Annotated in this window: 19 protein-coding genes; 12 read left to right on the top strand and 7 right to left on the bottom strand. The window is 67.5% G+C overall.

Annotated elements, in window-relative coordinates:
• Positions 1–30 precede the first annotated feature (30 nt).
• The 6 genes from JSV65_15415 (at position 31) to JSV65_15390 (ending at position 6,563) form a co-directional block, all read left to right on the top strand.
• Positions 31–837, top strand: a complete 807-nt coding sequence (locus JSV65_15415) for a hypothetical protein (protein ID UCH33929.1) — start codon at positions 31–33, stop codon at positions 835–837.
• Entirely contained in the window at positions 800–1,744 is a 945-nt protein-coding gene (locus JSV65_15410) for a sugar kinase (protein ID UCH33928.1), read from the top strand. The genes JSV65_15415 and JSV65_15410 overlap by 38 nt, the downstream gene beginning before the upstream one ends.
• 99 nt (positions 1,745–1,843) lie before the next feature.
• Complete coding sequence (locus JSV65_15405) at positions 1,844–4,645, top strand: DUF4132 domain-containing protein (protein ID UCH33927.1); 2,802 nt, start codon at positions 1,844–1,846, stop codon at positions 4,643–4,645.
• A gap of 56 nt (positions 4,646–4,701) precedes the next feature.
• Positions 4,702–5,421, top strand: a complete 720-nt coding sequence (gene pyrF, locus JSV65_15400; protein ID UCH36805.1) for an orotidine-5'-phosphate decarboxylase — start codon at positions 4,702–4,704, stop codon at positions 5,419–5,421.
• The gene (locus JSV65_15395; GenBank protein ID UCH33926.1) at positions 5,418–5,987 is read left to right on the top strand and encodes an orotate phosphoribosyltransferase; all 570 of its coding nucleotides are present in this window, start codon (positions 5,418–5,420) and stop codon (positions 5,985–5,987) included. Before pyrF ends, JSV65_15395 begins: the two co-directional genes overlap by 4 nt.
• A gap of 234 nt (positions 5,988–6,221) precedes the next feature.
• Positions 6,222–6,563, top strand: coding sequence for a hypothetical protein (locus JSV65_15390; GenBank protein ID UCH33925.1), 342 nt, complete (start codon positions 6,222–6,224; stop codon positions 6,561–6,563).
• 32 nt (positions 6,564–6,595) lie between these two features.
• On the opposite strand, the gene JSV65_15385 is transcribed toward JSV65_15390, so the two are convergent.
• Positions 6,596–7,336: an NTP transferase domain-containing protein gene (locus JSV65_15385; GenBank protein ID UCH33924.1), complete on the bottom strand. Its 741-nt coding sequence runs from the start codon at positions 7,334–7,336 to the stop codon at positions 6,596–6,598.
• 233 nt (positions 7,337–7,569) lie between these two features.
• Between JSV65_15385 and guaB the strand changes: the two genes are divergently transcribed.
• Complete coding sequence (gene guaB, locus JSV65_15380; protein ID UCH36804.1) at positions 7,570–9,057, top strand: IMP dehydrogenase; 1,488 nt, start codon at positions 7,570–7,572, stop codon at positions 9,055–9,057.
• Positions 9,058–9,240: 183 nt separating this feature from the next.
• Here the strand turns inward: guaB and JSV65_15375 are convergent, their stop codons facing one another.
• The 4 genes from JSV65_15375 to JSV65_15360 form a co-directional block, all read right to left on the bottom strand.
• Entirely contained in the window at positions 9,241–9,798 is a 558-nt protein-coding gene (locus JSV65_15375; protein ID UCH33923.1) for a hypothetical protein, read from the bottom strand.
• Between the two features lie 67 nt (positions 9,799–9,865).
• Positions 9,866–11,665 (bottom strand): alkaline phosphatase family protein, encoded by a 1,800-nt coding sequence (locus JSV65_15370; protein ID UCH33922.1) that lies wholly within the window; start codon positions 11,663–11,665, stop codon positions 9,866–9,868.
• 21 nt (positions 11,666–11,686) lie between these two features.
• Complete coding sequence (locus tag JSV65_15365; GenBank protein ID UCH33921.1) at positions 11,687–13,696, bottom strand: HAMP domain-containing histidine kinase; 2,010 nt, start codon at positions 13,694–13,696, stop codon at positions 11,687–11,689.
• A 392-nt stretch (positions 13,697–14,088) separates the two neighbouring features.
• The gene (locus JSV65_15360) at positions 14,089–15,054 is read right to left on the bottom strand and encodes a polysaccharide deacetylase family protein (protein ID UCH33920.1); all 966 of its coding nucleotides are present in this window, start codon (positions 15,052–15,054) and stop codon (positions 14,089–14,091) included.
• A 219-nt stretch (positions 15,055–15,273) separates the two neighbouring features.
• Here JSV65_15360 and JSV65_15355 point away from each other — a divergent pair, with 219 nt between their 5' ends.
• Positions 15,274–15,471: a hypothetical protein gene (locus JSV65_15355; protein ID UCH33919.1), complete on the top strand. Its 198-nt coding sequence runs from the start codon at positions 15,274–15,276 to the stop codon at positions 15,469–15,471.
• 214 nt (positions 15,472–15,685) lie between these two features.
• On the opposite strand, the gene JSV65_15350 is transcribed toward JSV65_15355, so the two are convergent.
• Together JSV65_15350 and JSV65_15345 are read right to left on the bottom strand one after the other, a co-directional pair.
• Positions 15,686–17,116, bottom strand: coding sequence for an HD-GYP domain-containing protein (locus JSV65_15350; GenBank protein UCH33918.1), 1,431 nt, complete (start codon positions 17,114–17,116; stop codon positions 15,686–15,688).
• Positions 17,109–19,406 (bottom strand): HEAT repeat domain-containing protein, encoded by a 2,298-nt coding sequence (locus JSV65_15345; protein UCH33917.1) that lies wholly within the window; start codon positions 19,404–19,406, stop codon positions 17,109–17,111. Before JSV65_15345 ends, JSV65_15350 begins: the two co-directional genes overlap by 8 nt.
• 187 nt (positions 19,407–19,593) lie before the next feature.
• On the opposite strand from JSV65_15345, the gene JSV65_15340 reads away from it, so the two are divergent.
• From JSV65_15340 to JSV65_15325, 4 genes are all read left to right on the top strand, one after another.
• A complete protein-coding gene (locus JSV65_15340; GenBank protein UCH33916.1) occupies positions 19,594–22,242 on the top strand; it encodes a VCBS repeat-containing protein in 2,649 nt (882 codons plus the stop codon).
• A gap of 57 nt (positions 22,243–22,299) precedes the next feature.
• The gene (locus tag JSV65_15335) at positions 22,300–23,448 is read left to right on the top strand and encodes a galactokinase (protein UCH36803.1); all 1,149 of its coding nucleotides are present in this window, start codon (positions 22,300–22,302) and stop codon (positions 23,446–23,448) included.
• Between the two features lie 30 nt (positions 23,449–23,478).
• Entirely contained in the window at positions 23,479–24,285 is an 807-nt protein-coding gene (locus tag JSV65_15330) for a sugar phosphate isomerase/epimerase (protein UCH33915.1), read from the top strand.
• A gap of 178 nt (positions 24,286–24,463) precedes the next feature.
• Positions 24,464–26,248, top strand: a 1,785-nt coding sequence (locus JSV65_15325) for a sulfatase (protein UCH33914.1), incomplete at its 3' end; no start/stop codon positions are given.

Raw genomic sequence — 26,248 nt, 5'->3', positions numbered from 1 at the left:
TACGCAGGGAGCAGGGGCAACCGCGCGCTCATGAGCGATGATCGCGCCGATACCGACAGCCAGGGCGAAGCCGCGGCGCATCACCCCAGTGTCATGCGCGCGCTGCGCAAGTCAATTGCCGACGCGTGGCTCTACCTCGGGCTGTTCGTCGCCGTCAACGTGATCTGGGTGATTCTGCTCGGCTTGCCCCTCGGCTTGCTCGGCCGCCTCGCCCTCAACCCCGCGGTGGCCGTCGGCGGCCTGCTGACGACCGTGCTGACCCTCGCGGCAGGCAACGCCATGCTCTTCCGCCTTGCCAATCGTATGGCCCACGGCGACGTGTCCCTGCGCGATTTCCGCGACGCGCTCGCACGCTACTCCGCGGGCAGTCTCGCGCTCGTCCTCGTTCTCCTGGCGATACTCGCTCTCGGCGCCTTCAACGTGTATTTCTATCTCCAGGTCGTCTCCGGACCGTGGTGGCGCGTCATCGGCGTCGTCTGGGGCTACGTCGTCGTCATGTTCGCGCTCGCCATGCTCTACTGCTACCCGCTCCTGGTCGAGCAGGGATGCGGGCCGCTGACGGCGATGAAACGCTCCGTGCTGCTCACCCTCGACAACCCGGGATACACCCTCGGCGTGGCGGGCGCGCTCGTGTTGTGGACGTTCGTCGCGGTCCTGCCGGCACTCCTGGCGATCCCGGTGCTGGTCGGACTATCGGCGCTCGTGCTCTGCTTCGTCGAGGCAGGCTTTGTCGCGCTCGTGGCGAATAACGCGCTCCTGGAACTGCTGCGCAAGTACGAACGGTCGGAGAGGCAGGACGATGTCGGAGGTAGTCTGCCTGGGGATCCTGGTAGCTGACGTCCTCGCGCGGCCGGTGGAGCGATACCCCGAGCGCGGCCGGCTGGTGTTGGTTGACCGCATCGAGCTCCACAGTGGCGGCTGCGCGGGCAACACGGCGATCGGGCTGAGCCGCATCGGCATCCCGGCAAGCGTCATCGGCAAGGTCGGCGACGACGGATTCGGCGACTTCTTCCTCTCCGCGATGGCCAGCGAAGGCGTGGACGCCGGCGGCATCGTGCGCGACGACTCGGCCAACACGTCGAGCACGATGGTGCTCGTGCATGGGGACGGCGAGCGGTCCTTCATCCATTATATCGGCGCCAACGGCACGCTGCGCTCCGAGGACGTTGACCTCGACCGCGTGGCGAGCGCCAAGGTGCTTCACGTCGCGGGCGCATTGCTCATGCCGGCGCTGGACGGTGAACCGACGGCGGAGTTGATGGCGCACGCCAAGAGCCGCGGCGTTACGACCAGCCTCGACACCGTCTGGGATGGCACCGGCCGCTGGATGAAAGCGCTCGCGCCGTGCCTCGAGCATGTCGATTACTTCCTGCCGAGCATCGAGGAAGCGCGCATGCTCAGCGGCGTCGACACGCCGGAGGACGTCGCGCAGTTCTTCCTCGCACGCGGTGTGGGCGTGGTGGCGCTCAAGATGGGCGAGGCTGGATGCTATGTGGCGAACGGCAACGAGGCCCTGCGCGTCCCTGCCTACGAGGTATCGCCGATTGATGCGACTGGGGCGGGTGACGCGTTCGCGGCAGGGTTCCTCGCCGGCGTGGTCAAAGGATGGAATCTGCGCGAGACGGCGCGCTTCGCCAACGCTGTCGGCGCTCTCTGCACTCTGGCCATCGGTACTACCGCCGGCATCAGGGGCATGGACGAGACGCAGCAGTTTATGAGTTCGACGCCGCTCCGCGAGGTGTGAGTTGCAGGCGCGCGTCCCCAGACGCCGTGACGGCGACGTGACGCGCGTCCGCGCCGGGCAAGTCCGATCCCGATATCGCCGGTTTCGCACTCCGCAGCCATGACACAACGCAAGCGCTCCAAGTGGCAGAAGGCCCAGGCCATCATCGAGGACGCCCTCGACGAAATGCGCCTTCCTGCCTCGTATTGGCAGCGCGCCATGCCGACCGTCGTGCAGGACTGGATGCGGCGCGCCTCGGGCACGCAGGTGCGCTCGCGGCTGCTGGACGCTTTCGACGAGCTGATCTCGCGTCTCGACCGCGAGGCGGCGGGATGGGAGCAGAGCGCGGCGGACCTGTTGCTCGGTCCGCCCACGCCATCGGCGGTGGCGCTGTGGCGACCGGTGGCGGCGCTGCTCGGCGGCCGGCGTCTGCAACGGCCGGACGGTCTTTCGGATGCGGTAGCGGCCTGGAGCGAAGCGGCCGCGCGAGGCGAGGACCTGCCCTGGCACGAAAGACGCCGCGGAGAGCAGTGCGTCCTCGCGCTCGTGGGCACCGACACCACCGCAACCCTGGCGATGTGGCGCGGCGTGCTGCCGAGGCTATCTCAGGCCGCGCGCCATTACGCTGCGAGGGACCGCGAGCCGGATCCGGCCCTGTTCCTCGTCTTCCTCAAGTTGCTGCAACACCGGCTACTGTCCTACGACGAGTTCGCCGATGCCGCGCGCTGCGGGGGCGCGTTCCACCCCGCTCACTATAGCGGGCGCCGCGCAGGGCCACCGTTCTATCAGCCGGTGCTCGATTCCCTCGGGCTCACCCGGAGCCGGTACTTCCGGCTCATGTATCAGCGGCTCGCGCACGAGCAGACGGATCCGGATCGAGCCGGGCGCTGGGAGGATGTCTGGTGGTTGCGAATGCTGAGCGGGCGCGATTACTTCTTCCGCGCGCTCGAGGAGTTGGAGGCCGATCCCTCGGCTTTGCATGCGCTTCACGCCGCGAAGTGGGGCTTTGATTTCGGCGAACGCGGCCCGGACTTGAGTCGCCGGTTGTCGGCGTTCGCGCCGCAGACCCTGGCTTTGGTGTCACTGCTCCGGGACGACCTCGATCGCGAGATTGGCGAGGCGCTCGACGCGGAGGCGCACGCGCAGGCGATGGCGTGGCTGCGCACGTCCGCTCAGGCGGCGTGGGCGCTCGCCGTGGCAGCGCCCGACTGGCTCGTGGAGTGGTGCGCGCGCTCGAGTGAAGTGGTCGCCGACGCAGTGGAAAAGCTGTGGCTGCTTGGCTTGCCTCCGATGATCTCCGCGCGGTCGCTGGAGATGCTGCGGGACGCACCCGACGATGGAGCAGTGTCCGCCGAATCGCAGCGGTACGTCCTGGTCGAGAGGTTCGTGTCGGCGCACCTGTGCCCGGGCTTCACCCGCGTCAGCCTCAACCTCGACTACGCCGATGCGCTGGCCGGCCGGAACGAGGACGCGCTCATCCGGCGCGCGCACGACGACACGGTGAGCGCTATCCGCGCGCTCGGGTTGCTCGATGGCGACGAAAGCAGGCTGGTCGCGGAACTGTTCGCGCTCAAGAAGCGGGGCAATCGCTCGACGCGTGCCGCTGCCGAAGATGCGCTGATGCTCGTCGCGCGGCGGCACGGCCTGACCGATACCGGCGAACTGGAACGCCGCAAGGAGTTGGCGCTCGCGTGGTCGGACGCCGGCCTCGAGGGGCATCGCTCGAAAGTATGGTGGAATATCGGGGATTATCGGGTCCGGCTGTCGGCCGCTCATGGCAAAGTGAAGGTCACGGTCTATGGCCGGCGCGGGCCGCTCAAGACGATCCCCAAGGCGGTGCGCGAGCACCCGGATTTCGAAGAGATCAGCGATGCGCGCCGCGAACTCGCGCAGCAATACGCGGAGTTCCGCAAGAGCCTCGAGGAGTCCATGGTCACCTCGCGGGTCTATGCGGCGTCGGAGTTGACCGTGCTGCGGTCGAACCCGGTGTTCGACGACCTGAGCGAGCGCCTGGTGCTGTGGGTGGGGCAGGAGGTGGCGCTCGGCCGCGATGCCGCAGCCGGGCCGGCGCGGGTCGCCCATCCCGTGGAGCTGCTCAACGCGGGGCTTCTGGAGTCCTGGCAGCACAGGATCTTCGACGAGCGCATCGTCCAACCGTTCAAGCAGTGTTTCCGCGAGGTCTACCGGCCGCTGCCGGACGAGGCGAACGCCGGTCGGTCCGCGAGGTTCGCGGGACACCAGGTTCTGGTCCCGCGCGCCTTCGCGCTGCTGCGGTCGAGAGGCTACTCGCCCGGTCGGGGCGAAGCCCGTCGCGACTGGCCCCACGCGCGCATGCAGGCTCACTTCACCTGGGGGCGCGACCGGCCCAAGCTCGATTACCACCTCGGCGGCGAGGGACGCGCGGAGCCGGTGACAACCGGCGACGTCGCGTTCTACCGGCTGCTGGCGGACGGCAAGCGGGGGGAGCCGGTTGCCATCGGGGAGGTTCCTCCGCTCGTCTACAGTGAGACGATGCGCGATGCCGATCTCGTCGTGTCACTCGCGACCGCGGGCGAACTCGGATTCACGTCCGACCAGACGGTGCAGTTCCGCCGGGCGCTGGCGCGTCAGCTCGCACGCATCCTCGAGTTGCACAACGTCGCCGCCCCTGAGGAGGGCAGCTACGTCGTCGTGCAAGGGCGGCTCGCGACGTATCGCGTCCATCTCGGAAGTGCGAGTGTTTTTATCGAGCCCACTGGCGCGCACTTGCCTCCGCCGCGGCGCCCCACCGCCTCCGTCGGCTTTCTGCCCTTCGAAGATGTGGACTCGGGCACCGCGGAGGTGCTGCGCGTCATCACCGCATTGAGCCGGGATGACGCCATCGAGGACGAGCAGTTCCGCGAATGTCTCGCCCGGCTGGCGGAGCTGACGCGGCCTCAGTAATGTCGCGCTGAGGCGCGTTGCCAAGGGATGTCCCGCGTGCTATAATCGCCGATGAGATGGCGCGCTCCCGCCCGAAGCTAATCGTCGCACTCGATTTCCCCGCTTTGAGCGAAGCACGGGAAGTGGCGGAGAAACTGGCGGGTCTGGCGGACGTGTTCAAGGTGGGGCTCGAGCTGTTCAGCGCCGAGGGCCCGGGGGTGCTGCGGGCGATTGCCGACATCGCCGGACCGGTCTTCTACGACGCGAAGCTGTTGGACATTCCGAATACCGTCGCCGGGGCCGCAGGGAGCATCACCGCCCAGCGCGTCGCCATGTTCAACGTGCACGCGATGGGCGGGCGTGAGGTCATGAGCGCCGCTGTACGCGCCGCCGCTCACAAGGCGGAAGAGTTGGGCATCGAGCGGCCGCGGGTGGTCGGCGTCACTGTCCTGACGAGCATGGACGACGACGACCTGCGAGAGGCTGGCGTGGCGCGCCCGATGCGCGAGCAAGTCGTCGCGCTGGCGCTGTCGGCGCGCGAGGCGGGCCTTGATGGCGTCGTCGCTTCGCCGCAGGAGATCGGCGACGTCAGGGCTGCGTGCGGGAGCGACTTCCTGGTCGTGACCCCCGGCGTGCGCCCGACGTGGGCCAGCCGCGGGGATCAGAAACGAGTGATGACGCCGGGCGAGGCGGCGGAGGCCGGAGCCGACTACGTCGTGGTCGGCAGGCCGATCACGCAAGCGCCCGATCCGGCCGCAGCGGCAATGCGAATCTCACAGGAGCTCGCCGGCTCATGACGGACGCCGAGGTGCTGCGCATACTGGAGGAGACGGGTGCCGCGCAGGACGGCCATTTCGTGCTCAGTTCCGGACTGCACAGCGGTCGGTATTTCCAGTGTGCCCAGGTCCTGCAATACCCCGAGCAGACCGAGCGGCTGTGCCAGAAGTTGGCACTGCGCGTGGGTGAACTCGGGGCTCAAGTGGTGGCGGGGCCGGCGTTCGGCGGTATCGTGGTCGCCTACGAACTCGCGCGCCAGCTCGGCGTCAGATCCGTCTTCGCGGAGCGCGAGAACGATCGCCTCGCGTTCCGGCGAGGGTTCACTGTGTCCCCGGGCGAACGCGTCCTCATCGCAGACGACGTCATCACCAAGGGCGGCTCGGTGCTTGAGTCCGCCGAACTCGTGCGCGCTTGCGGCGGCGAGGTAGTGGGCGCGGGCGTGATTCTCGACCGCAGCGGCGGCGTTGATTTCGGCATGCGCATAGAGGCGCTGGCGCGCGTCACGGTGGAGAACTACTCCCCCGACTCATGCCCGCTGTGCGCTCGAGGCGTCGCGCTCGTCAAGCCGGGGAGTCGAAGCGTATGATCTCGACGCTCACGAAGCCGACCGGCCGTCGGGGGGCCGCGATTGCCGCGAGGTGTGAGCGAGAGTCGAACCGACAGCGCAATCGTCGCAGATACACATGGAACGAGCTGCTTGTGGGCGAGCCATCATGCTCTGTCATTGCGGTATGCCGCCGCGATGCGGCGAGGAGTGGTCGCCGCGCGGAAGCGGACAGCGACGATCGCGAGCGGTTGAACGACACCCGGGGCGGCTCAAGTGCGCGACGAAATCGAAAGGCTCATAAGCGGGCGCATTGACGATCTAGTGAAGCTGGAGCTGGCGCTGTTCTTCCAGCAGAACCCCGGCTTCGTGGACCGCCTGGAGGGCATCGCCCGCCGAGTGGGACACGATCCGAGGATGGTCGAGGACGCCTTGCGCGCGCTCGCAGACGGCGGGCTGCTGGAGCGGTTCGAACTCGGCAGCGGCAAGTACGTGCTCTACAGCTACACGCGCGACCCGGACATGCGCGCGCTCATGGACGGCTTGAGCAGCGCATACCACGAAGACCCGGTGCAGCGCATCGAGATCGTCAAGCGCCTCATGGGGCTCCAGCGCTGACCTGATGCCGGAGCGGCCCGGCGCCGCGCATCTCAGGACAGGTCGAGAGCGCCGCGCGCCGCGAGAGCGTTGATCCTGTCCAGCTCCTCCGGCCGGCCGACGTCGGACCAGAAGCCATCGAACTCGATGCCCCGGATGTCGCATCCCGACTCGACCATGCGCCCAATGCCCACCGGCAGCTCGTACTCGCCCCGCGCCGACGGCTCGAGCCCCGCGAGGACCGGCCACACAGCGGCGGTCAGAACCATGACGCCGGCGTTGTTCCACTTCGTCGAGGATGTCCCGCGCGGAGGCTTCTCGATGATCCTCGTCACGCGATCGCCGTCCCGGTACACGGCCGCGCCCTCCCAGGGGTCATCAACCGGGTTGAGGCCGAGCAGCGCGTCACACGAACTCGATTCGAAGCTGGTGACCAGCCCCCTGTAGTTGGCGCGAGCGCACAGGATGTCGCCGAAGCTCATTACAAACGGCGCCGCCGTCAGGTCATCCTGCGCGAGAAGCGCGGCCTTCGCCGTGCCCGTCCGCTGCTCCTGTGTGCGATAGGTTATCGCCATCCCCACGCCGGCGCCGTCGCCGAAATAGCGCTCGATCTGGTCGCCGAGATGCCCGATGACCAACACGCTCCGCCTGACGCCGACGTCGGCGAGGCGAAGCAGGATGTGCTCCAGGATCGGCGTCCCGGCGACCCGCAGCAGCGGCTTGGGGCGCCGCTCCGTCAGGCTGCCCATGCGCGTGCCCTTGCCCGCCGCGAGGATGAGTGCTTGCTCGATCATGTTCGTCTTCGCTGTCGAGTTCGGCGCGGGTGTGGGCCGTTCCTCGCGCGACTGCTCGACAGTAGCCTGACGGCGGCTGGGGTCGCGCGTCACCGTCGATCTGGGCGGGGCTGAGACTACGGTAGCTGTTACCTACGTATGGTAACGGCGGAAACGCCCTGCATTGCGCTATTGACACAGCCGTGCTCTTTACAATAAACTATCTATTTAACCTAGTAGAGGCAGGTCAGCTCATGGCAGAGGAGTCCATCGCGGGTGGTGAAGGTCTGAGTTTCGACGACGTGCTGCTGGTGCCCCGGCAGACCGAGGTATTGCCGGCCGAAGTCGACACCTCGACTGCCCTGACTCGCGACATCACTCTGCGTGTCCCCCTCGTCAGTTCCCCCATGGACACGGTTACCACGTCTCGCCTCGCCATTGCTCTGGCCCGCGAGGGCGGCATCGGCATCATCCATCGCAATATGCCCGTCGCGGCCCAGGCCGAGGAAGTGGATCGCGTCAAGCGCTCCGAGCACGGCATGATCCGCAACCCGATTACGCTGTCGCCGTCGCACACCGTGCGCGATGCCCTCGATGCCATGGCCCGCTACCACATCTCCGGCGTCCCCGTTACCCGCCGCGGCAAGCTCGTCGGCATCATCACCAACCGCGACGTCCGCTTCGAGGATGACTACTCGAAGAAAATCTCCGAGGTCATGACCAAGGAGCGCCTGATCACCGGCCGCGAGGGCACGACCCTGGACGAGGCCAAGGCGATACTGCAGAAGCATAAGATCGAGAAGCTGCCGATCGTGGACGGCCAAGACCGCCTCAAGGGCCTGGTGACGATCAAGGACATCGAGAAGATTCGCCAATTCCCCGCCGCGACCAAGGACCACAACGGCCGCCTGCGGGTTGGCGGCGCGGTCGGCCCGCTGATCGGGCTCAGGGAGCGCGTCGAGGCGTTGGTCAAAGCCGAGGTGGACGTGATCGTCGTGGACAGCGCCCACGGTCATTCGCGCGGTGTCATCGAGGCGGTGCGCCAGATCAAGCGCGCCCACCGGAAGCTGCCGGTGATCGCGGGCAACGTGGCAACCGCCGAGGCCACACGCTGCTTAGTTGAGGCAGGCGCAGACGCTATCCGCGTCGGCGTCGGGCCTGGGTCCATTTGCACCACGCGGGTTGTGGCCGGCATCGGCGTCCCCCAGCTCACGGCGATCATGGAATGTGCCGCCGAGGCGCGCGCTCAGGGCATCCCCGTCATCGCGGATGGCGGCGTGCGCTACAGCGGCGATGTCGTGAAAGCCCTCGCCGGCGGCGCCGACACGGTGATGATCGGCAGCCTCTTCGCTGGCACCGACGAGAGCCCCGGCGACATCGAGATCTATCGCGGCCGGAGCTTCAAGGTGTACCGCGCGATGGGGTCCATCGGCGCCATGAAGGAGGGATCGAGCGACCGCTACGCGCACCTCGACGAGAGCATGCTCGTGCCCGAGGGCGTCGAGGGGCGCGTGCCGCATCGCGGGCCGCTCTCCGCGACGGTGCATCAGCTCGTGGGCGGACTGCGCTCGGGAATGGGCTACTGCGGCGCCAACACCCTCGCCGAGTTGCGCGGCAGGGCGCGCTTCGTCCGCATGACCACCGCGGGCTGGCGGGAGAGCCATCCCCACGATGTGTGGATCACCCGGGAAAACCCGAACTACAGCTCCATCTTCGCCATGGACAAGTTCCCGGAGGATTAGCGTGGGTTGTCCATGACGAGGTCAGATCCGCCGTCATGAATCACCCCGAGCCCTCAGGCCCGGTTGAGGAACGGCCGGCCTCGCCGACCCGTCGCGGGCACGAGTAATGCGGGTTAGCGGAGCGAGCCGCGTGGCTTGACCGTACGCGGCCTCCGGACGGGGAGTCCCGGGTGCGTCGCGCTGTCAGTCCGCAGCCGGCGCTTGCTTCGTGTGTCGCTTCAACTCCGCCAGCATGTCATCGAGCCGCAAGGGGCGCGGCTTAAACACGGCGACCTTGGGGTGTGTCGCGAGGTACTGCACATACTCGACTTGTCGCGGAAACGCCTGACACCTCTGCGCCGGATCGAGTTCTTTCGCCCCCGGTAGGAATAGGAACACCGCCGACTTCGGCCACGCCACCCACTTCGCGCCGGTGCGGATCACCCTCACTTCCTTGCCCGCAAACGGATCGTGGGCGACCACCCGCGACGTCGGGAACTTCTCCATCATGTCCGCCATCGCGCAGCCGACGTTGCAGTACAGACGCTCCTGGTCGTCGGCGAAGTCGGTGCCCACAACTCTCAGCTTCTCGACGATGACGCCGTCGCAGCGCTCGCACCGTCGCACGTCGTCGTCCGCGGCTGCAACGATTGACTGAGACAACGCGACCACGAGCGCGGTCACGCACAACCGCGATACCCAGCGCGCTCGGGCGGCCGCCGCATTGCAGCCGGACCTCAGCATCGCGCGATAATGACGCACCACCTATGATCTCCTCAACCGTCGGGAGTCATGCTGCCCGATGACCGCATCGCCACCGACGCCGCGCTTACAGATAGCCCAGGTTGCGTAGCCGCTTCTCAACGAGTTCCAGTTCCTCGTCGGAGTAGCCCTCGTCGGGCGCGGCTTCCGCCACGCCGGCCTCGGCTCCGGCGCTGTGCCTGACCTCCGCGAGCCCGGCGACGAGCGCGTCGGTCAGCACCTTGCCATCCATGTTGGTCGGCACCGGCTCGCCGAGCAAGTGCAACGTGGTCGGGGCAATGTCCATGATGTTGGCGCCGGTCAATGAGCAACCGGGTCGCACGCCCCTGCCCCACAGGATCACCGTGCCGTCGGGATGATGTCCGCCCGTCACCACATCCCACAGCGTTGTCGAAGGCAGCGCGTCGGGGGTGCCGTCGGCGGAGTCGCCCAGTCGAATGCGCTCAATCGGCCCCGTATCGTCCCACCACACGATGAGGTCCGGCGAACTGTCCGCGCACGGCCCGTGATACGCGTCCTCGCATCGCAGCACGTGTTTCACCACGGGTCGTCCGGTCGCTGCGTCGCGTGCCGCAAGGAGCTGCTCGGCGATGCCGTCGCGCACGGCGTTGTACTCGGCGGGAGGCACAATGCCGTGTGGCTCGCGCCCCTGCAGATTCACGTACGGGTCGGTGTCCCAGTAATAACAGTATGCCGTCGTGTGCGCCCAGTCCACGTCGAAGATAAAGGACCCCGCGATCATGCGGTGGGAGAGGCCGCGGAAGCGCTCGTCCAGGCGCATCTTGAGGCCGCGCGGGAGCATGCGGTTGAGCGCCTCGAAGGAACGCTTGCCTGCCCGCGCCGCAGCGGAGCGAAGCGACTTGACGGGGCTCAAGGCGCCCCCGCGCCGCGGTGTCAGGGCGCCGATCGCCTCCAGAATGCCGCGCGTGAAGGCCTTGCCGCGCGATTCCGGGCAGCTCCCGTGATCCGACAGGATGACGACCGTCGTATTCTCGTCGACGTGCGCCAGCAGCCGCCCGATCACGGCGTCGGCCTCGGCGTAAGCGCCGGCGAGCACGTCGCCGTACTTGTCGAACGCGCGGCAGTCGTGCTGGGGATGATCGCGGTCGAAATGGCTGAAGTAGTGATTCGCCGCGTCCGTTTCGGTGAAGACGACGGCGGCGACATCCCAGTCCACCCGGCGCAAGCAGAACTCCGCCGCTGCGAGGCGGCTGCGGAAGGAATCCGCGAGATTGCGAAAGGCTTGATCGTAACGACGGGACAACGCCGGTTTGCGCACCTCGGTATGCAAATGGTACTCGCCGCCGGTCGCCGCCAGCAATTCGGCCGCCAACTCGGCCGGGTAGGTGAAGCCCTCGCTGCGAACCGACGGCGTCATCCAATCGGCGACGACCAGCCCGCGCACCTCTTCCGCCGGGTACGTTGACGGCACGTTGAGCGAGATCACTGACTTACGGGCGTCGCTGAGGATCTGAAAAACGGACGGCACCTGACGCATGCCGCTGTGCACGCGGCGCAGGTCGTATGTGCCTGAGATGCGGTTCAGGAAGTTGAAGATGCCGTGCTTTCCCGGGTTGACGCCGGTCATGAACGAGCACCACGCGGAGAAGCTGTTGTAGTTCGGGGTCGAACGCAGAATGCCGAACGCGCCCTCGCGCAGCAGCCGGGCGCAGTTAGGCATTACTCCCGCCGCCGCGAGGCGCTCCACGAGTGCCGGGGGCGCGCCGTCAAGGCCGATGATGAGCACGCGCGGGCGACCGGCGGGCTTGACGTGAGGTGATTGCATGAAGGCTATGCGGCTCTCGGCATCTTCGGTGATGTGCTTCGCTTCGCCGTCGTCGCCGCCAGTCCTCTCACGGATGCTCACCGGCGACTGGGGGAGCCGCCGTCAGCCGTCGGCCGCGGCGTCGCCGTCTCCTTCGCCTTGCGTCTCCACGGTCTCGACCAGGGGGAGGCGCAGGATGAAAGTCGCCCCTTGTTCCGGCTCGGAGCGCGCCTCGATCGTGCCCCCGTGGGCCTCGACCACCTGCTTACAGATGGCAAGCCCGAGGCCAGTGCCATACGGCTTGCCGAAGCTCACGAATGGTTGGAATAGCCGCCCTGCCATCTGCGGCGCTATCCCCGGCCCGGTATCGGAGCAGCGGATCTCGGCGTAGCCGCGCTCGCAGCGGCTGGTGATGGTAAACACTCCCGTCTCGCCCATCGCGTCGCGGGCATTGACGGCGAGATTGAAGATGACCCGGTTCATGCGCCCGGGATCCAAGCGCACGGGCGTCGGACAATCGAGATCGAAGGCGAGGCGAATGCTTGATTCGCGGAAGTCACGCTCGAGGTGTGGTCTGAGTTCGGTCAGATACTGATCCACGGTTATGGCTCGCAGATCGAGCTTCGCCTCCTCGCCGCGTGCGAACTCCAAGAGGTCGTGCGCCATATCGGCGATGCGCTGCACCGACTCGACCAGGATGGCGGCGAACTCCTTTCGCTGATCTGAGGGCAAATCGTCCTCCGCGAGGAGTGGGGCGTAGCCGCGGATGCTGGTCAGGGTGTTCTGGATGTCATGGACGATGCTGCTTGCCGTGCGGCCGATAACCGCGAGGCGCTCCTCGTCGCGGGCGCGCGCCAGACGTTCCGCCATCTGGTTGAACTCGGAGGCGAGTTGCTCCAGTTCGTCGCCGCTGCGCACTCGCAGCCGATAGGAGAAATCCCCTTCGCCGATCCGGCGAGCGCCCGCCTGGAGCTGCTGGATGGGACGGGTGATCCCGCGCGCAGCCAGTGCGGCCAGTATCAATGCGAGTCCGGCACCCACCGAAACCCACACCAGCAGCGCGATCAGCGCGCGGCTCCGCAACCGGGCGGCATCGGCCTGCATGTTATCAACCACTCGCTGCAGCTCGGTCACCGGCGACGCGGTGACGAGCATGCCTACCGCGGTGCCGTTGACGTCGCGCAGCGCGCTGGCGGCGGCGTTGAGGTCAACGCCGGTCGAATGCAGGCGCCCGGTCCAGCGCTGCTTGCCTTCGTCCAGGATCGGGGCCGCGCACTCATGGAACATCACGTCTCCCGCGCTCCCCGCGCCGTCGGTTGGCAGGTTTCCCGCGACCACGACGCTCCCGAGGCAGGCGGCCATGCGGCGTCCGGTCAGGTGGCGATACGCCTTTGCCAACTCCGTACGGCGGTTCAGGACTTGGGCGGCCACCGCGACCCCGCGAATGACTCCGTGCCGATCGCGCAGCGGAAGCACGGCTCCGACCGCCATACCCCTCGACTCGCGCTTGCGTCCGCTCGGCAGCGCAATCGCCGCCTGATCGTTCAACCCGCCGCCGGGCTCGGTCACGCCCGCGACGACAGAGCTGGGAGTGACCTTCTCCGCGCGTAGGGCGGCGGTCGAGAGCACGACGATCCCGGTGGTCTCACGTCCGGCGAATGCTGCACGCACCGACGGCCGCAGATTGGTCACGTATGGCTCCGTGTCCTGGCCTTGATGCCACAGCATGCGGTCGCCGTGAACTGCGGGATGGGTCGCGCGGGCAATCACCAGGCCTCGTCTGTCGAGCACGGTGATCATGCTCGTGCGCGAGGGCTGCAATGCGGAAGCGAGGCGGGTGCCGGCCGCCTCATGCCGCCCTTGGGCGATGAGGTCCCCAACCGCCCCCTCCGCGAGCGCGGTGCTTACCGCTTGCTGGATGCGCTCCGCGCCTTGATCAACCAGCGTGCGCAGGTCGGACAGGTCGCGGTTGATGGCAATGGCGTTCTGGTCGGTGACGTAGCCGAGCGTCGCGTCGGCCTGACGCTGGAGCGTACTCAGCATCAGACGCGTCGTGCCGAGCGACAGCACCGCCATCGGCGGCGCCAGCGCCATGATCATGATAACGGCCAGCTTAGCGCGTATCGTCCACACTTGAGATGAGTGCCCAGGCTTCGACCTGCTGCCGCCGCCCCACGCTGGGGCCGTGCCCGTACCGGCCCACATGAGAGATAGAGAATTCTCGGCATCAGCGGAGCGTCGCTTGCGCCGCCCCCGCACCGGGGCTCCGCTCCGGATCGGTCTCCCCGGCGTCGCCGGGCCCGCTGTCCATACTCCCCGCGGCGCCGCAAGCATTACCGGTCTGCAAGCGCTGCGGAAGCCGTGCGCCTGCCGCGCTCAGGCGCGGCGCAGCCGCGTCGTCCGAGGGGTCCTCCGGGATGGGGTCGTCGGGCACGATCCGCCCGACTTCGCCCCCGCGTTGATCCAAGGACCCCGCTTACGGCAGGAATCCGCAAAGTCTCCGCGCGGCGCGAGCCGGTGCGCGATTATTGCCCGGCGGGCACGAGCGCCGCCGCCTTGCGTCGCGCTCGCTGCAGCTCACGCAGCTCGCGGTACCCGATGAGAACGATGTTCCCGTCCTTGATGATCTGCCGCACCTCGGGGTCGGTGGTGAACAAGCGGTGCTCCTCGGCGCGTTCTTTCCAACTCCCGGTGATCGCCTTGGATTCCTCGCTGGCGAGATTCGTGTGGATGTAGAGTTCCGTGACGCCGGGCTGGAGATTGCGCAGGACGCGCTTCCAGAACACATCCACCGGCTCGCCTTCCTTGCGCAGCCCGTGAATCAGGTCGTCGGGGAAGATGATCCCGAGTTCCCCGGCCTTGACGAAGGCCTGCGCCAGATTGGGAACGGCGGTCATCATCGCCTTCGGCCCGCCGCGCATCGGGACGTCGTACTCGCGGGCGAGCTTGATGTATCGCTCGAGGAACGCCGGGTTGAGCTGCATGGCGCCCATGTGGGAGTCAATGTGCGTCACGTCAACGCCGAACGCCAGCGCGCGCTCGATCTGCGCGCGGGCTTCGCGCTCGGCCTCGTCGGCGGTGGCGTGCTGCCACACCGGCTCGTCGTCCTTCCACAAGTACCCCTGCTCGTCCACGAGACCGGGCACCGCGGCCTTCCCCGCCACCGGCCCCCAGCGGTACAGGCCCCACTCGGCCGTGTGCGTCAGGTGCACCCCGAAGTCCTTGTCGGGGTGCTCGCGCGCGTATTCCGCGATTTCCGGAAACCACGGGCACGGCACCATGATCGTCGAAGTCGTCATCAGGCCGTTCTCCATGCAATCCATGACAGCCTGGTTGGCGCTGTGGCACATGCCTGCGTCGTCGCCGTTGACGATCAACAGCTTCTGATCCGGCTCGTAGCCGAGCAACTCGTTGAGGCTCTCGGCGCTCGCCGCGCACGCGATGACCGTGAATAGGACTACGCAACCGATGATGACCGTCGTCTTCCGCATCGTCCACCTCCTTGTCTCCCGGAGGCGCCGCACCGGCGCCGGGATTCCCACGTAGCTTTCGACTCCGCGGGTGCTCGTCCCTCCCCTCGGGCCCCAGATGGCGCGCCCGGCGCGTTGCCATTGGCGGCCGCCATGCCACCCGGGAGGTTTATTTAACCCCAAGAACTGTCAAATATGTATATGCCCATGTGGAATAGTAATCACGACATGGCAGGAGGTATGACCAAGGTGCGCTGCTCAAGCTGTGGCGCCCTGATAGTCGAGCTTCCCCGCTACCTCGACGGCGCGGTGAAGATAAAGTGCCAGGAGTGTTTCGGCGTGGCGCCGCAGGATGCGTCGCCCGAGATTGACGAACTGCTCAATCGCCGCCACCGGCACGATCTCAGCCGTTATGGCGAGTTGGGGGAAATGGCGTAAGACTTGGCGCCCGCGAAGATGATGAACCAGGCCCCCGTAGCGCACGGGGGCCTGCGTTTTTCCTGGGGGTCGGGAGTCCTTGTTCGCGAGCGGCGCCGTGTACTTACGGCATGGCCACGCCCGTTGATTGCAGGGTTCCCGAGGACTCCTCAGGCCGGTTGCTGCAGGTCAGATGTCTGCGGTACGTTCGGTGTTCTGAAACAGGCGACCGTCGTCAGGTGGTTTCGCGCTGCGCCAGTTGGCCGAGCAAACTGGCAACTTCAATCCGCTCCGCGACGGGGTCGAGCACCTGCACGATGCTCAGGACATACTCCCCGGTTTCCGGGTCGCGCTGCGTCGTGTCCAACTCATCCCCGCCGAGCGTGACGCGACCGTCGTCGGTGACGATGTGATGCAGGAAGGGCCGTGCCGCGTTGGCGGGATTGGGGCGCGAGACGATGGCCGGGTCACCGTTGCTCAGGCGCACGAGCGTTCCGGCCGGGTACTTGCCGAGCATCTCGGTGAACCGCCCCAGGAGCCGCTCGTCGAACTGGCCCCGCCGCGACTCGTGCATCATCTCCAGAGCCTGTTCGGGCGAGAGCGGCGGGCGGTACGGGCGCTCGGTGGTCAGCGCATCGTAGACGTCCGCGATGCTCACGATGAGGCTGTAGAGATTGAGTTCCCACGAGCCGTTGACCTGAGGGTAGCCAGTGCCGTTGCATTGAATGTGGTGCTCGAATGCCACGACGGGGGCCACTGCTGGCGCGCGCTCCTGGCGGAACAGGAGCAGCGCGCCATCCACAGGGTGACGGGCGATTGCCTTGAACTCCTCCGGCGTGAGCTTGTCGGGTTTGCGCAGGATCTCCAGGGGCACGAACACCTTGCCCACGTCGTGCAGCAGGGCGGCGATGCCCAACTCCTTGAGCTTGTCGTGTGACAGGCCGATCGCGTGCCCGAGCCCCAGGCACAGGATGCAGATGTGCAAAGCGTGCGTGAACGTGTACTCGTCGTAGTTCTTCACCGACACTAAACCGAGCATTGCGGACTGCTCGCGCAGGATGGCGTCTATGAGCCGATCAACGGCGCGCTCCGCGCCTTCGATGTTAAGCGGTGCCTCCGCTCCGGCACGACGCACCGCGCCACGCATCACGTCGAGCGCGCCCGCGTAGGTTCCTCGGGCCAGCGACGTCGGCTTGCGGCGCTGCGCTCCTTCCGCCACCGCTTGCAGCGCATCCACCGACACGTGCGTCACCCCGCGTCGGCCGAGCACCGCCGACGCACCGCCTTGGTCGCTCACCTCGTCCGGATCCGTGGTCAGCACCTTGATCAGCTCGCTCACCTCGTTGGGCTTGACGCCCGGCACGAATGTGACGGCGTCTATCCCACGATTGTGACACGCTCCGACCAGGCTGCCGATGGAGCTCGTCATGTCGAACAGCGGGCGGTCATCCAGCACGACGTTGGCCCCGATGAACTTGATCAAGCATTCCCCGCGCGCCACGGCACGGCCCACAGCGCGCGCCGCCTCGGCGGTCATCTCCGCCACCTGCGGATGCTCGGGCGGGTAGAACGTGACGTTCTTCATCGCCCGGCTCAACGCGTTGACGACGTCCTGGACCATCTCGCGGTCGGAGGCGGGCGAGGCAGTGCCGGTGACATCAGCCATGACCGCGTCTCCCTTCGAGCCCCGGCGCCGAGATCGTCGGCGCGTCGCCGTCCTGTGGGCGCGCGATATCCCGTTGCCTCAGGCCGCACTCCGCGAGGGCGCGCTCCGCCTCCGGGCCGGCTATGCACGCCAGCGCCGCTGCCGCCAGTGCGGCCAGTTCGTGCGTCCGGTCCCGAAACAGCAGGCTGCGCTTGCGCGCTATCTCTTCGAGAACAGGCACGCCCTCCGGCGAGCCGAGCTTGCCCAACGCCTCGATCGCCGCCTTCCTGACCTCGAGCGCACGCCCGTGCAGCGGGCCTTTCTTGGCTGCGAGGCTCAGCGCATGCACAGCGCCGGTGGCACCCAGCGCTCCCAGGCTCTCCGCCGCGCGAGCCTGCACATCCGGATCCTCGTCGTACAGCGCGCGGATCAGGAGTTGTTCACTTGCCAGGCCCGGGATGCGGCCGAGCCACTCCGCGAGCCGCATGCGCACCGCCGGCTGCCGGTGATCGAACCCGGCCGCGAGCAGGCTCAGGAATCGCTCGTCGCCGCCCTCGACGAGCGCCGCCGCCGTAAACATCGCGACGTCGAACGGACCTTGTGCCAGGAGATGACGGACCTCCGACGCTCCTCGCTCGCCGGCCTCGGCGAGACAGCGCGCCGCCACGGCCCGCACTTGGTGGTCCTCTGCCGTCTCGATTTGCTCGAGCAGAATTGCGGCGCACTCGTTACCCATCTTGCCAATGACGGCGATGAGTTCCAGGCGCTGCTCGGCGGATGCCTTCTCCAGAGCCGCTCTCATCGCGTGCGCGATCTCTCGCGTGGCTAAACGCTCGAGGCCGGCCTTGGCGATGGGAGATCTGGTAGGATCGCCCGCATCCACTTCCGCGGCCAGCGAGCACACGATGTCCAACACGCCGGGATCGTTCGCAGCCGCGCGCTCTGTCGCGCACGCTTCGATGTGCCCGACCAGATCGAGGTAATGCGCGGCGTCGAGATCGTGCTTGAGCATGCTGAGCAAGATGCTCGCCCTCGACTTCGCCACGGCTTCCCGGGAGATCGTCTTGAGCAGCTCGGGCCATTGCTCGACGGTGCCTCCCTCGGAGGGCGGTAGATCCTCGAAGTCACCGATCCACTCGACGGCTCCGCCGACGCGCATCGCCATGTCAGTCGCGATCTGATCGAGAAGTAACCCGACGACGTTGCGGAAGCTGTCCTGGCTCATTCCGCGCGCCATCAGGCGCTCGCGCAGCAGGGGCTCAAGCGCCAGGAGCTTGCGTTCGTCGGTAAGGGTACGCCGCAGGATGCGCTCGAGAGAGCCTGACGGCTCCCCAACGACAGCGGCAGGTCGAGCTAGAATGAGATCCGCTATCTGCTCCGGCGAGCGGTCGGCGGCGAGGGCGGCGAGCATGTCGGGGGCGGTGCTCCCAGCCTGGCGCGGGGCGCGGAAGATGCGTGCTTGCAGTGGCAGATCGATGCTTGCGACGCGCTGCGCGACGGTTTCCCGCCACGCTCGGCGCACCTTTGAAGGACTCTCCAGCACGGCCTCGCCGCTCGCCTGTATAAGCCACGCTAACCCGACCGCGACATAGTCCTCGGGCGACACGTCGGGCAGGGCGCCAACTTGCTCCTCCAGGGACGATTCCTCGGACTCCGCATCGCCATCCTTCGGTTCGATGACAGGTATGGGAAAAGGCATGGGCACCCCGCGGTCCGAAGCCGGACCGCCTTGGGTCGTGGCGACGCGGTCTCCCAGAGCGTCCAAACAAATGCTGGCCAGGTTCTGCACCGACGCCTGGATGCCGATCTCAGAGCCCGCGAAGGTAGACATCCACTCGGCCTGCGACTCCGGCACCAGGCGCCCATAGTCCACATCGGTCAAGTCAACGTGTGGGCATTGGGCTTCGCTGAGGACGCGCCCGGCGCCACCTCGCTCGAGCAGTTCGTCGGGGTCGGTCGCGAGGACGCTGATGACGGCCGCTACCTCGCCACGGGTGAGGCCGGGGCGAACGGTGACGGCGGCGATCTGACGACGGCTGATCGCCTCGTGCAGCTGCTGAAGCGGCGCGTGATCAGGCAGCTCTTCGCCCTCCGCCACTAGCCCCGACTCGGCTACCGCGAGCGTGAATTGCTTGCGCTCGGACATCATGGCAACCAGGGCCTCCGCGGCGGCATCGCACGCCTCTCGCGTTAACCGATGTTCGCTGCCGTATAGGGACCATTGGCGCGCAGCGCGCACGAGTTCGTCCAGGGCGCGCAGCACCATGTCCGCCTGCGCGGTCCCGCTCGGGCGGTCCTCGGATGACGTCATAACATTTCGCGCCGGAGTGAAGGCGCTCCGGCTGCTCCATCGGCTTATTCCACAGCAGCAGGGCGATATGAGATTGACGGGGCACGTCAGCGGAGCGTATCCGGACGCGCTTGAAGGCGCCAACGCAAGGGACGCATTGCCACCGCGCAGAAGTTGCTACCGCGACACTGAGGAGGAGACCGGTCTCATGCGATTACTGCTTCTCTCGTGGCTCGTCTCGGCGGCCTTGGCGGCTTGCGCTTTGCCTGGACAGGCGAAGCCCGACTACCGCCTCGGCATGTGCCACGGCGGCGACTACCCAACCATGGTCGAAGCCGGCATCGGGTGGTCGCGCCACGACTTGACGTGGTCGAGCGCCGAGCCCGAGCCGGGGAAGTTCGACTGGGCGTGGTACGATGGCGTCGTCGAGCGCGGCGAGCAAGCCGGCCTGAACATACTGCCGATCCTCTGCTATTGGCCCGGCTACTGGGGGGACGGAGAGGAGCAGCCGGACCAGCGGTCCGAGTTCAAGGACTACGGTCGCTTCGCCTTCGAAGCCGCGCGGCACTACGCGGGACGCATAGACGCGTTCGAAGCATGGAACGAGCCGAACCTCGGCGGCTTCTGGCACGGCGAGCCGAACCCGGCCCATTACGTTGAGATGCTGCGCGAAGCGTACGCTGGCATCAAGCGCGCCAACCCCGACGCTATCGTCATCGGCGGTTCCATAGCGGCCGTGGGCAGGCTCGATTGGCCGTACCTCGAGGCGATCTTCGCCCTCGGCGCCGGGCGCTACATGGACGCGCTGTCGCTGCATCCCTATCGCCCGATGCCCGAGGCGGGGCAACCACGGACCGCCTACCGGGTCCGCGAACTGCTCGCGACGTACGGGCTGGCCGACATGCCGGTGTGGATCACGGAGGAAGGCTGGTCCCTGCCCGACGATCCGCGTACGCCGACCGATGAGGCATGGCACGCCAACTACTTCGCGCGGTCCACGCTCATCAGTTGGGCGCTGGGGAACGCCGTGCACATATGGTACGCTTGGGGCGGCGGCTACGGTCTGTCGCGCGGCGACGGGCTGCGACCGGCGTACCGCGCGTGCGAGACCCTCACCGACGTCATCGGCGCGCGCAAGCCCGTCGGTTTCCTGCCCCTCGCGTGGCCGGACTACGGGGTGATCTTCGCTGATGCCGACAGCGCAGTGGCTGCGCTCTGGCGTCCGTTTGGCAAGAGTACGGTGACGTTGGGTGCGCGCGGGAACGGCGTGAAGCTCCTCGATCAATACGGCGCGCCCTTGCCGGTGCGTGGCTCGCGGGTGACGGTCGAGCTGACGCCGTCGGTGACATATGTGACCGGCCTGGGGAGCAATGCCATCCACCGCGCTGCAGCGCAGGTCTATCCGCGCGAAGTGTCGTTGGCGCCCGGGAGAAGCGAGACCGTTAAGATCTGGGTGACGTCAGCCCTGCCCGGGGCACGGATAGCGGACGTTGCTTGGCGCCTTCCCGATGGTTGGTCCGCCCGGCCGGCCCGCTTTGACAAGGTGGCCTACGATGGCACCCATCAGAGCATGACGGGGTGGCGCATCCGCGCCGGACGGAACGCGCGCCTCGGGCGCTGCGTCCTGCGCGCCGATTGCCGCATTCGGGTGGAAGGCAAGACATTCGCCGCCCCGGCGGTCGTGACGGCCACCGTGCGCCCGCCGCTCGCGTGGACTTACGAGGCGGGCTCGCCGATATACAGTTCCTGCGTCACGGCGGACGTTGACCGCGACGGCAAGACGGAGATTATCGGGGCGGGGCGCTGGCAGGACATCTTCTGCCTCGACGGGCAAGGCCGCGAGAAGTGGCGCTATCACCTCGCCGGCGCCATGAACTCCAATCCGGCAGTCGCGGACCTGGATGGCGACGGGAAGTCGGAGATCGTCGCGCTGCCCAACGACGGCGGTCTGCTCGCGCTCAGTTCGGCGGGCGAGTTGCTGTGGCGGGCGGATCTCGATGGCCGCGCGGAGTGGGGCGGCCCGGCGATCGCCGACCTCGACGGCGACGGCACGCCCGAGATCGCGGTGAGCGGCGAGAGGTTCGCGGCGTGCGTGAGCGCCGATGGCGAGGTTCTGTGGCGTCATGCGCTCGGCGGCAACGCCGGGGGCCAGCCGGCGGTCGGCGATGTGGATTCGGACGGCGAGCTGGAAGTGGCGTTCCCCTGCGACGACGGCATCATCCGCTGCTATGAGCCTGACGGCAGCTTGCGCTGGGTATGGCGATGCGGCGGCGCGGCCAACTCGAGCCCGGTCATTGCCGATCTCAATGGCGACGGGCACATGGAGGTTATCTTCGCCTCCGCCGACCGCAGCGTCACGGCCGTCTCCGGGACCGACGGGGGACAGGTCTGGCGATTCCCGGTCCGCGGCGCGCTCGACGCGACGCTCGCCGCGGGTGATGTCACGGGTGACGGCAAACCGGAGATCTTCGCGGGCGACGGCATGGGTGGCATCTACTGCATTCGCAGCGACGGCGCCGAACTGTGGACCGCGGGAGTCGCCGCGACGACCGAAAGCGCGGCGGCGGTCGCCGACCTCGATGGCGACGGTAGCCTCGAAATCGTACTCGGCGATACCGGCGGGGTGGTTCACTGCCTCGACAGCCGAGGGGATCTCCTGTGGCAGTTCGATGCGCGGGACAAAGTCGCCACGACGCCCCTGGTCGCAGATGTCAATGATGACGGATCACTTGAGCTCGTCGTCGGCGGCACCGACAGCCGGCTCTACTGCTTCTCGCTTGCGGCGGAAATGAAAGACCGGCGTCCCTGGCCTGGCGCGCGGGGCAACGCCGCGAACACAGGCGCCCTGGCGAGATAGCCCGCGCGCCGATCGCCGAGATGCCGCAGGAGGAAGGACGTGACGTTGACCCAGCGAGTGACAGCACTTCGGGAACACTTCGAGCGCGTCTTCGGCGCTCCGCCGGCGGGGTTCGTTCGCGCGCCCGGTCGCGTGAACCTTATCGGCGAGCATACGGACTATAACGACGGCTTCGTGCTCCCGGCTGCTATAGAGCGGGATGTGCTGATGGCGGTCGGTCCCAGCGGAGACTCGTCGCTGACCGCGTTCTCGGTTGACTTCGACCGGCACGCAGTCTTCGATGTCGAGCGCCTCGAGCCAAACGCGGACGAGCCGTGGTCGAACTATATCGCCGGCGCGGCATGGGCGCTGTCGGATGCCGGCCACCGAATCGGCGGTGCCCACATCGCCTTGCAGAGCACGATCCCGCCCGGTTCAGGGCTATCGTCCTCGGCGGCATTGGAGTTGGCCACAGCGTTGGGTCTTCAGACGCTGTTCGACCTGCGGATCGAACGTCCCGCCCTCGCCAAGCTCTGCCAGCGCGCCGAGAACGCATTCGTCGGCATGCCCTGCGGGATCATGGATCAGTTCATCGCCGCCCTCGGGCGCGAACGCCACGCGCTCCTGCTCGACTGCCGGTCGCTGGATTACGAATACGTGCCTGTAAGCGCGGCATCGCTCGTCATCGCACATTCGGGCGTACGGCGGGAACTCGTTGGCTCCGAATACCGCGAGCGGCGCGCGCAGTGTGAATCGGCGGTGGCCAAGCTGGCGCCGGTGCTGCCCGGGATCAGCGCGTTGCGCGATGTGTCATCGGCGCAACTGGAGGAACATGCGCAACTCCTTGCGCCCGTCGAGCTTCGCCGCGCGCGCCATGTCGTGACCGAGGATGAGCGGACGCTGCAGGCGGTGCGGGCGCTGAAGGACGGCAACCTTGACGCCTTCGGCGAACTCATGGTCGCATCCCACCACAGCTTGCGCGACGACTATGAGGTGAGTTGTCCGGAGCTTGATCTCCTGGTGGAACTCGCGTTGAGCATGCCGGGGGTGTACGGCTCGCGGATGACCGGCGCCGGTTTCGGGGGATGCACCATCACCCTGGTGCGCCCGGACGCGGTGCCGGCGCTTCAGGAAGGGGTCGCCCGCCGCTACCACGAAGAAACCGGCATCGAGCCGATGGTGTTTGCCACGAGCGCGGCGGCCGGCGCCGACGAGGTAGCGGCTTAGACGCACGTGCCCACGAGGATCGGAGGAGAGATGATGAAGCTCAGTTTCATGACGTTCGCGTGCCCCGAGTGGAGTCTGACCGACGTCATCAAGGGCGCGAAGGAGCACGCGTTCGACGGCTTCGAGCCGCGCGTTCAAGCGGATCATGCTCACGGGATCGAGCTCAGCGCGTCTGCGGCGGACCGGCAGCGGGCGGGACGATTGGTGCGCGACGCCGGGCTCGCGATCAGCTGTGTCGCGACGTCATGCCGGTTCGCCACCGATGACGCCGCGAAGCGCAAGGAGAATGTCGAATCGCTCCGGCGACACCTGGAATTGGCGCGGGACGTTGGGACTGAGCGGCTGCGCGTCTTCGGGGGCAAGCGACCGGAGGGTCTCGATCTCGACACGGCGATTGGGATAGTCGCGGAGGATTTGCGGGCGGCCGCCCACATCGGGGCGGAGGGCGGCGTCACGATCTGCCTCGAAACGCACGACGATTTCCGCCTCGGCAGCAGCGTCGGTCGCGTGCTGCAACTCGCCAACCACAATTCCGTTAGAGCGAATTGGGATGTCATGCATCCCTACCGCGCGCGCGAGGATCTGCCGGAGACGCTGCGCTGGCTCGACGGCCGCGTCGCCCACGTCCACTTTCACGACAGCACCGACGAAGGAAGCGCCTGCGTCCCGGGCGACGGCTGGCTGCCCATCGCTGAGTACGTGCGCGCTCTGGCGCGGCAGGACTTCGACGGCTACGCGTCGGCGGAGATCTGGCCCGATGCCGGCAGCCCGGAGACCATCCTCAGCCGCTATGCCGAGCAGATGCGGCGCTTCGAGCGCCTCGCCGTGGGTGAGTGAGCCTGAGCCCGCTCTGACAACGAGCATCGGCCCCGCGGTGCGCTCCTCGCGGCGCCGTGCGTCGGGCGTGCCTCGGTCTCGCGCGGAATGCCCCGTCGACGCGGATGGGCGGGATTTGCCGCACGACGACCGCGGGTTAGTTTCCCGCCGATTTGGGCATTCAAGAGAATAGACCGCTATGAGTTCCCCTGACGCTGCTGCAATCGAGCCCAAGGCCCGGCGATGGCTTCGCGATGCGCTCGCGATAGCTGCAACCGGCGTCTTGGCCGGCTTTGTGATCGGCATTGCGCGCGCCATACCGCGGCTGGCAGCGCTGCGCTTCGGCGACTACGACCTGGCGCGAATGCTGGCCGCATATGTGGCGAGCTGGGCGGCAAGTCACATGGTCGTTCTCGGCGTCTTTGCCGTCGGCATCGCCGCGGGGCGAGCGGTCCTGCGGCTCTCCGGGCGCGCCGGCGCCGCGCGGGCGCTGCTCGCCGTGGGCATTATGATGTGGGCGGCGTGTGCGGGGTGGCTCTGGCTCGTCCGCGGGGACAACCTGTGGTCGTTGACATCGGGCCTGGCGCCGGCGGTGGCGGGCAAGGTGGGATTCAGCGGCGGCCTCATCCTCGTCGCGGCTCTCAGCGGCTGGGTCATAGGCGCCGCCCATGCCGCGCTCGCCGACGGCAGGCGGCGCGGCGAAACCGCTGCCGGCGCGGGGCAGAAAGCCCGTCGCCGGCGTCTATGGCATGGGCTTCTGCTGGCGAGCGCGGTGGTCGCGTCGGCACTAGTCACGGGGCTTGTTCTTGCCTCGGACCATCTGTCGCCCCGGCCCAACGTCATCGTCATTGTCGTGGATGCGCTGCGGGCGGACCACCTGGGATGCTACGGCTATCAGCGCCCGACGAGCCCCAACATTGACGCCCTCGCCCGCGAGGGAACGCTGTTCGAGGATGCCACGAGTCAGGCGCCGTGGACGCTGCCCTCGATGAGCAGCTTCATGACAGGGCTCTACCCGAGCGCGCACGGCGCGGGCTCGTACCGCACGAGCGAAGACAAGTGGACGTGGATCGGGCTGCCCCAGAGGGCAGTGACGCTGGCCGAGCAACTTTCCGCAGCGGGCTACCGCACCGCGTCCTTCGTCACGGTTCCGTTTGTCAGCACGCATTTCGGACATCACCAGGGATTCCAGCACATGGACGAATCCCTGCTCGACGAACCCGAATCCGCCGTGACCTCCGCACGCGTGTCAGACAACGTGATCGCGTGGCTTCGCCATAACCGCACCCGACCGCTCTTCATCTACGCGCACTACTTCGATCCGCACCACCCCTATATGCCGCAGCCCAAGTACGATTACACCGGCGGCTACAAAGGCCGCTTCCCACCGACCATGAGCCACGACGAGTTGCAGGTTGCCGCCCGCGACATGACGACAGAAGACGTGGCCTACTTCGAAGCGCTCTACGACGGCGAGATCAGCTTCACCGATGAGCAGATCGGGCGCGTCCTTGCAGAGCTGCGCCGCTTGGGCATCGCGGACCGTACGCTGGTGATCCTCACCGCGGATCACGGCGAGGAATTCCGGGAGCACCGGGCGGTTGCCCACGGACTGACCGTCTTCCGGCCGGCGCTGCGCGTGCCCCTTATAATGGCGTGTCCCGGCCGCGTCCCGCCCGGCAAACGTGTCGCGACTGCGGTGCAGTTGACAGACGTCTATCCCACCGTGCTGGACATGTGCCGGTTGGCGGCGCCAGGCGGCCTGCACGGCCGCTCCCTGGCGAGGTTGATGGCAGGACATAGGTGGACGCCGCGGTCCATCCTCAGCGAGGCATGGGTCCACTGGGAGCACGACCACTGGATCCACATGACCGCCTTGCGCCGGGGGCGCTTCAAGCTGATCATGGAGAACGACGTCCCTCGGTACTTCTTCGATCTCGGGGATGACCCCAAGGAGGAGCGCAACCTGCTCGGCAAAGGCGTC

Source organism: Armatimonadota bacterium (assembly GCA_020354555.1).
Classification (GTDB): Bacteria; Armatimonadota; Hebobacteria.
This window is presented reverse-complemented; position numbering and strand designations above follow the sequence as displayed.

What these genes read in the sequence shown, in the direction of transcription:
- JSV65_15340 (UCH33916.1), top strand. Translation starts at nt 19,594, where the DNA reads ATGCGATTACTGCTTCTCTCGTGGCTCGTCTCGGCGGCCTTGGCGGCT.
- JSV65_15355 (UCH33919.1), top strand. Translation starts at nt 15,274, where the DNA reads ATGACCAAGGTGCGCTGCTCAAGCTGTGGCGCCCTGATAGTCGAGCTT.
- JSV65_15330 (UCH33915.1), top strand. Translation starts at nt 23,479, where the DNA reads ATGATGAAGCTCAGTTTCATGACGTTCGCGTGCCCCGAGTGGAGTCTG.
- JSV65_15405 (UCH33927.1), top strand. Translation starts at nt 1,844, where the DNA reads ATGACACAACGCAAGCGCTCCAAGTGGCAGAAGGCCCAGGCCATCATC.
- JSV65_15395 (UCH33926.1), top strand. Translation starts at nt 5,418, where the DNA reads ATGACGGACGCCGAGGTGCTGCGCATACTGGAGGAGACGGGTGCCGCG.
- JSV65_15385 (UCH33924.1), bottom strand. Translation starts at nt 7,336, where the DNA reads ATGATCGAGCAAGCACTCATCCTCGCGGCGGGCAAGGGCACGCGCATG.
- pyrF (UCH36805.1), top strand. Translation starts at nt 4,702, where the DNA reads ATGGCGCGCTCCCGCCCGAAGCTAATCGTCGCACTCGATTTCCCCGCT.
- JSV65_15345 (UCH33917.1), bottom strand. Translation starts at nt 19,406, where the DNA reads ATGACGTCATCCGAGGACCGCCCGAGCGGGACCGCGCAGGCGGACATG.
- JSV65_15415 (UCH33929.1), top strand. Translation starts at nt 31, where the DNA reads ATGAGCGATGATCGCGCCGATACCGACAGCCAGGGCGAAGCCGCGGCG.
- JSV65_15350 (UCH33918.1), bottom strand. Translation starts at nt 17,116, where the DNA reads ATGGCTGATGTCACCGGCACTGCCTCGCCCGCCTCCGACCGCGAGATG.
- JSV65_15410 (UCH33928.1), top strand. Translation starts at nt 800, where the DNA reads ATGTCGGAGGTAGTCTGCCTGGGGATCCTGGTAGCTGACGTCCTCGCG.
- guaB (UCH36804.1), top strand. Translation starts at nt 7,570, where the DNA reads ATGGCAGAGGAGTCCATCGCGGGTGGTGAAGGTCTGAGTTTCGACGAC.
- JSV65_15360 (UCH33920.1), bottom strand. Translation starts at nt 15,054, where the DNA reads ATGCGGAAGACGACGGTCATCATCGGTTGCGTAGTCCTATTCACGGTC.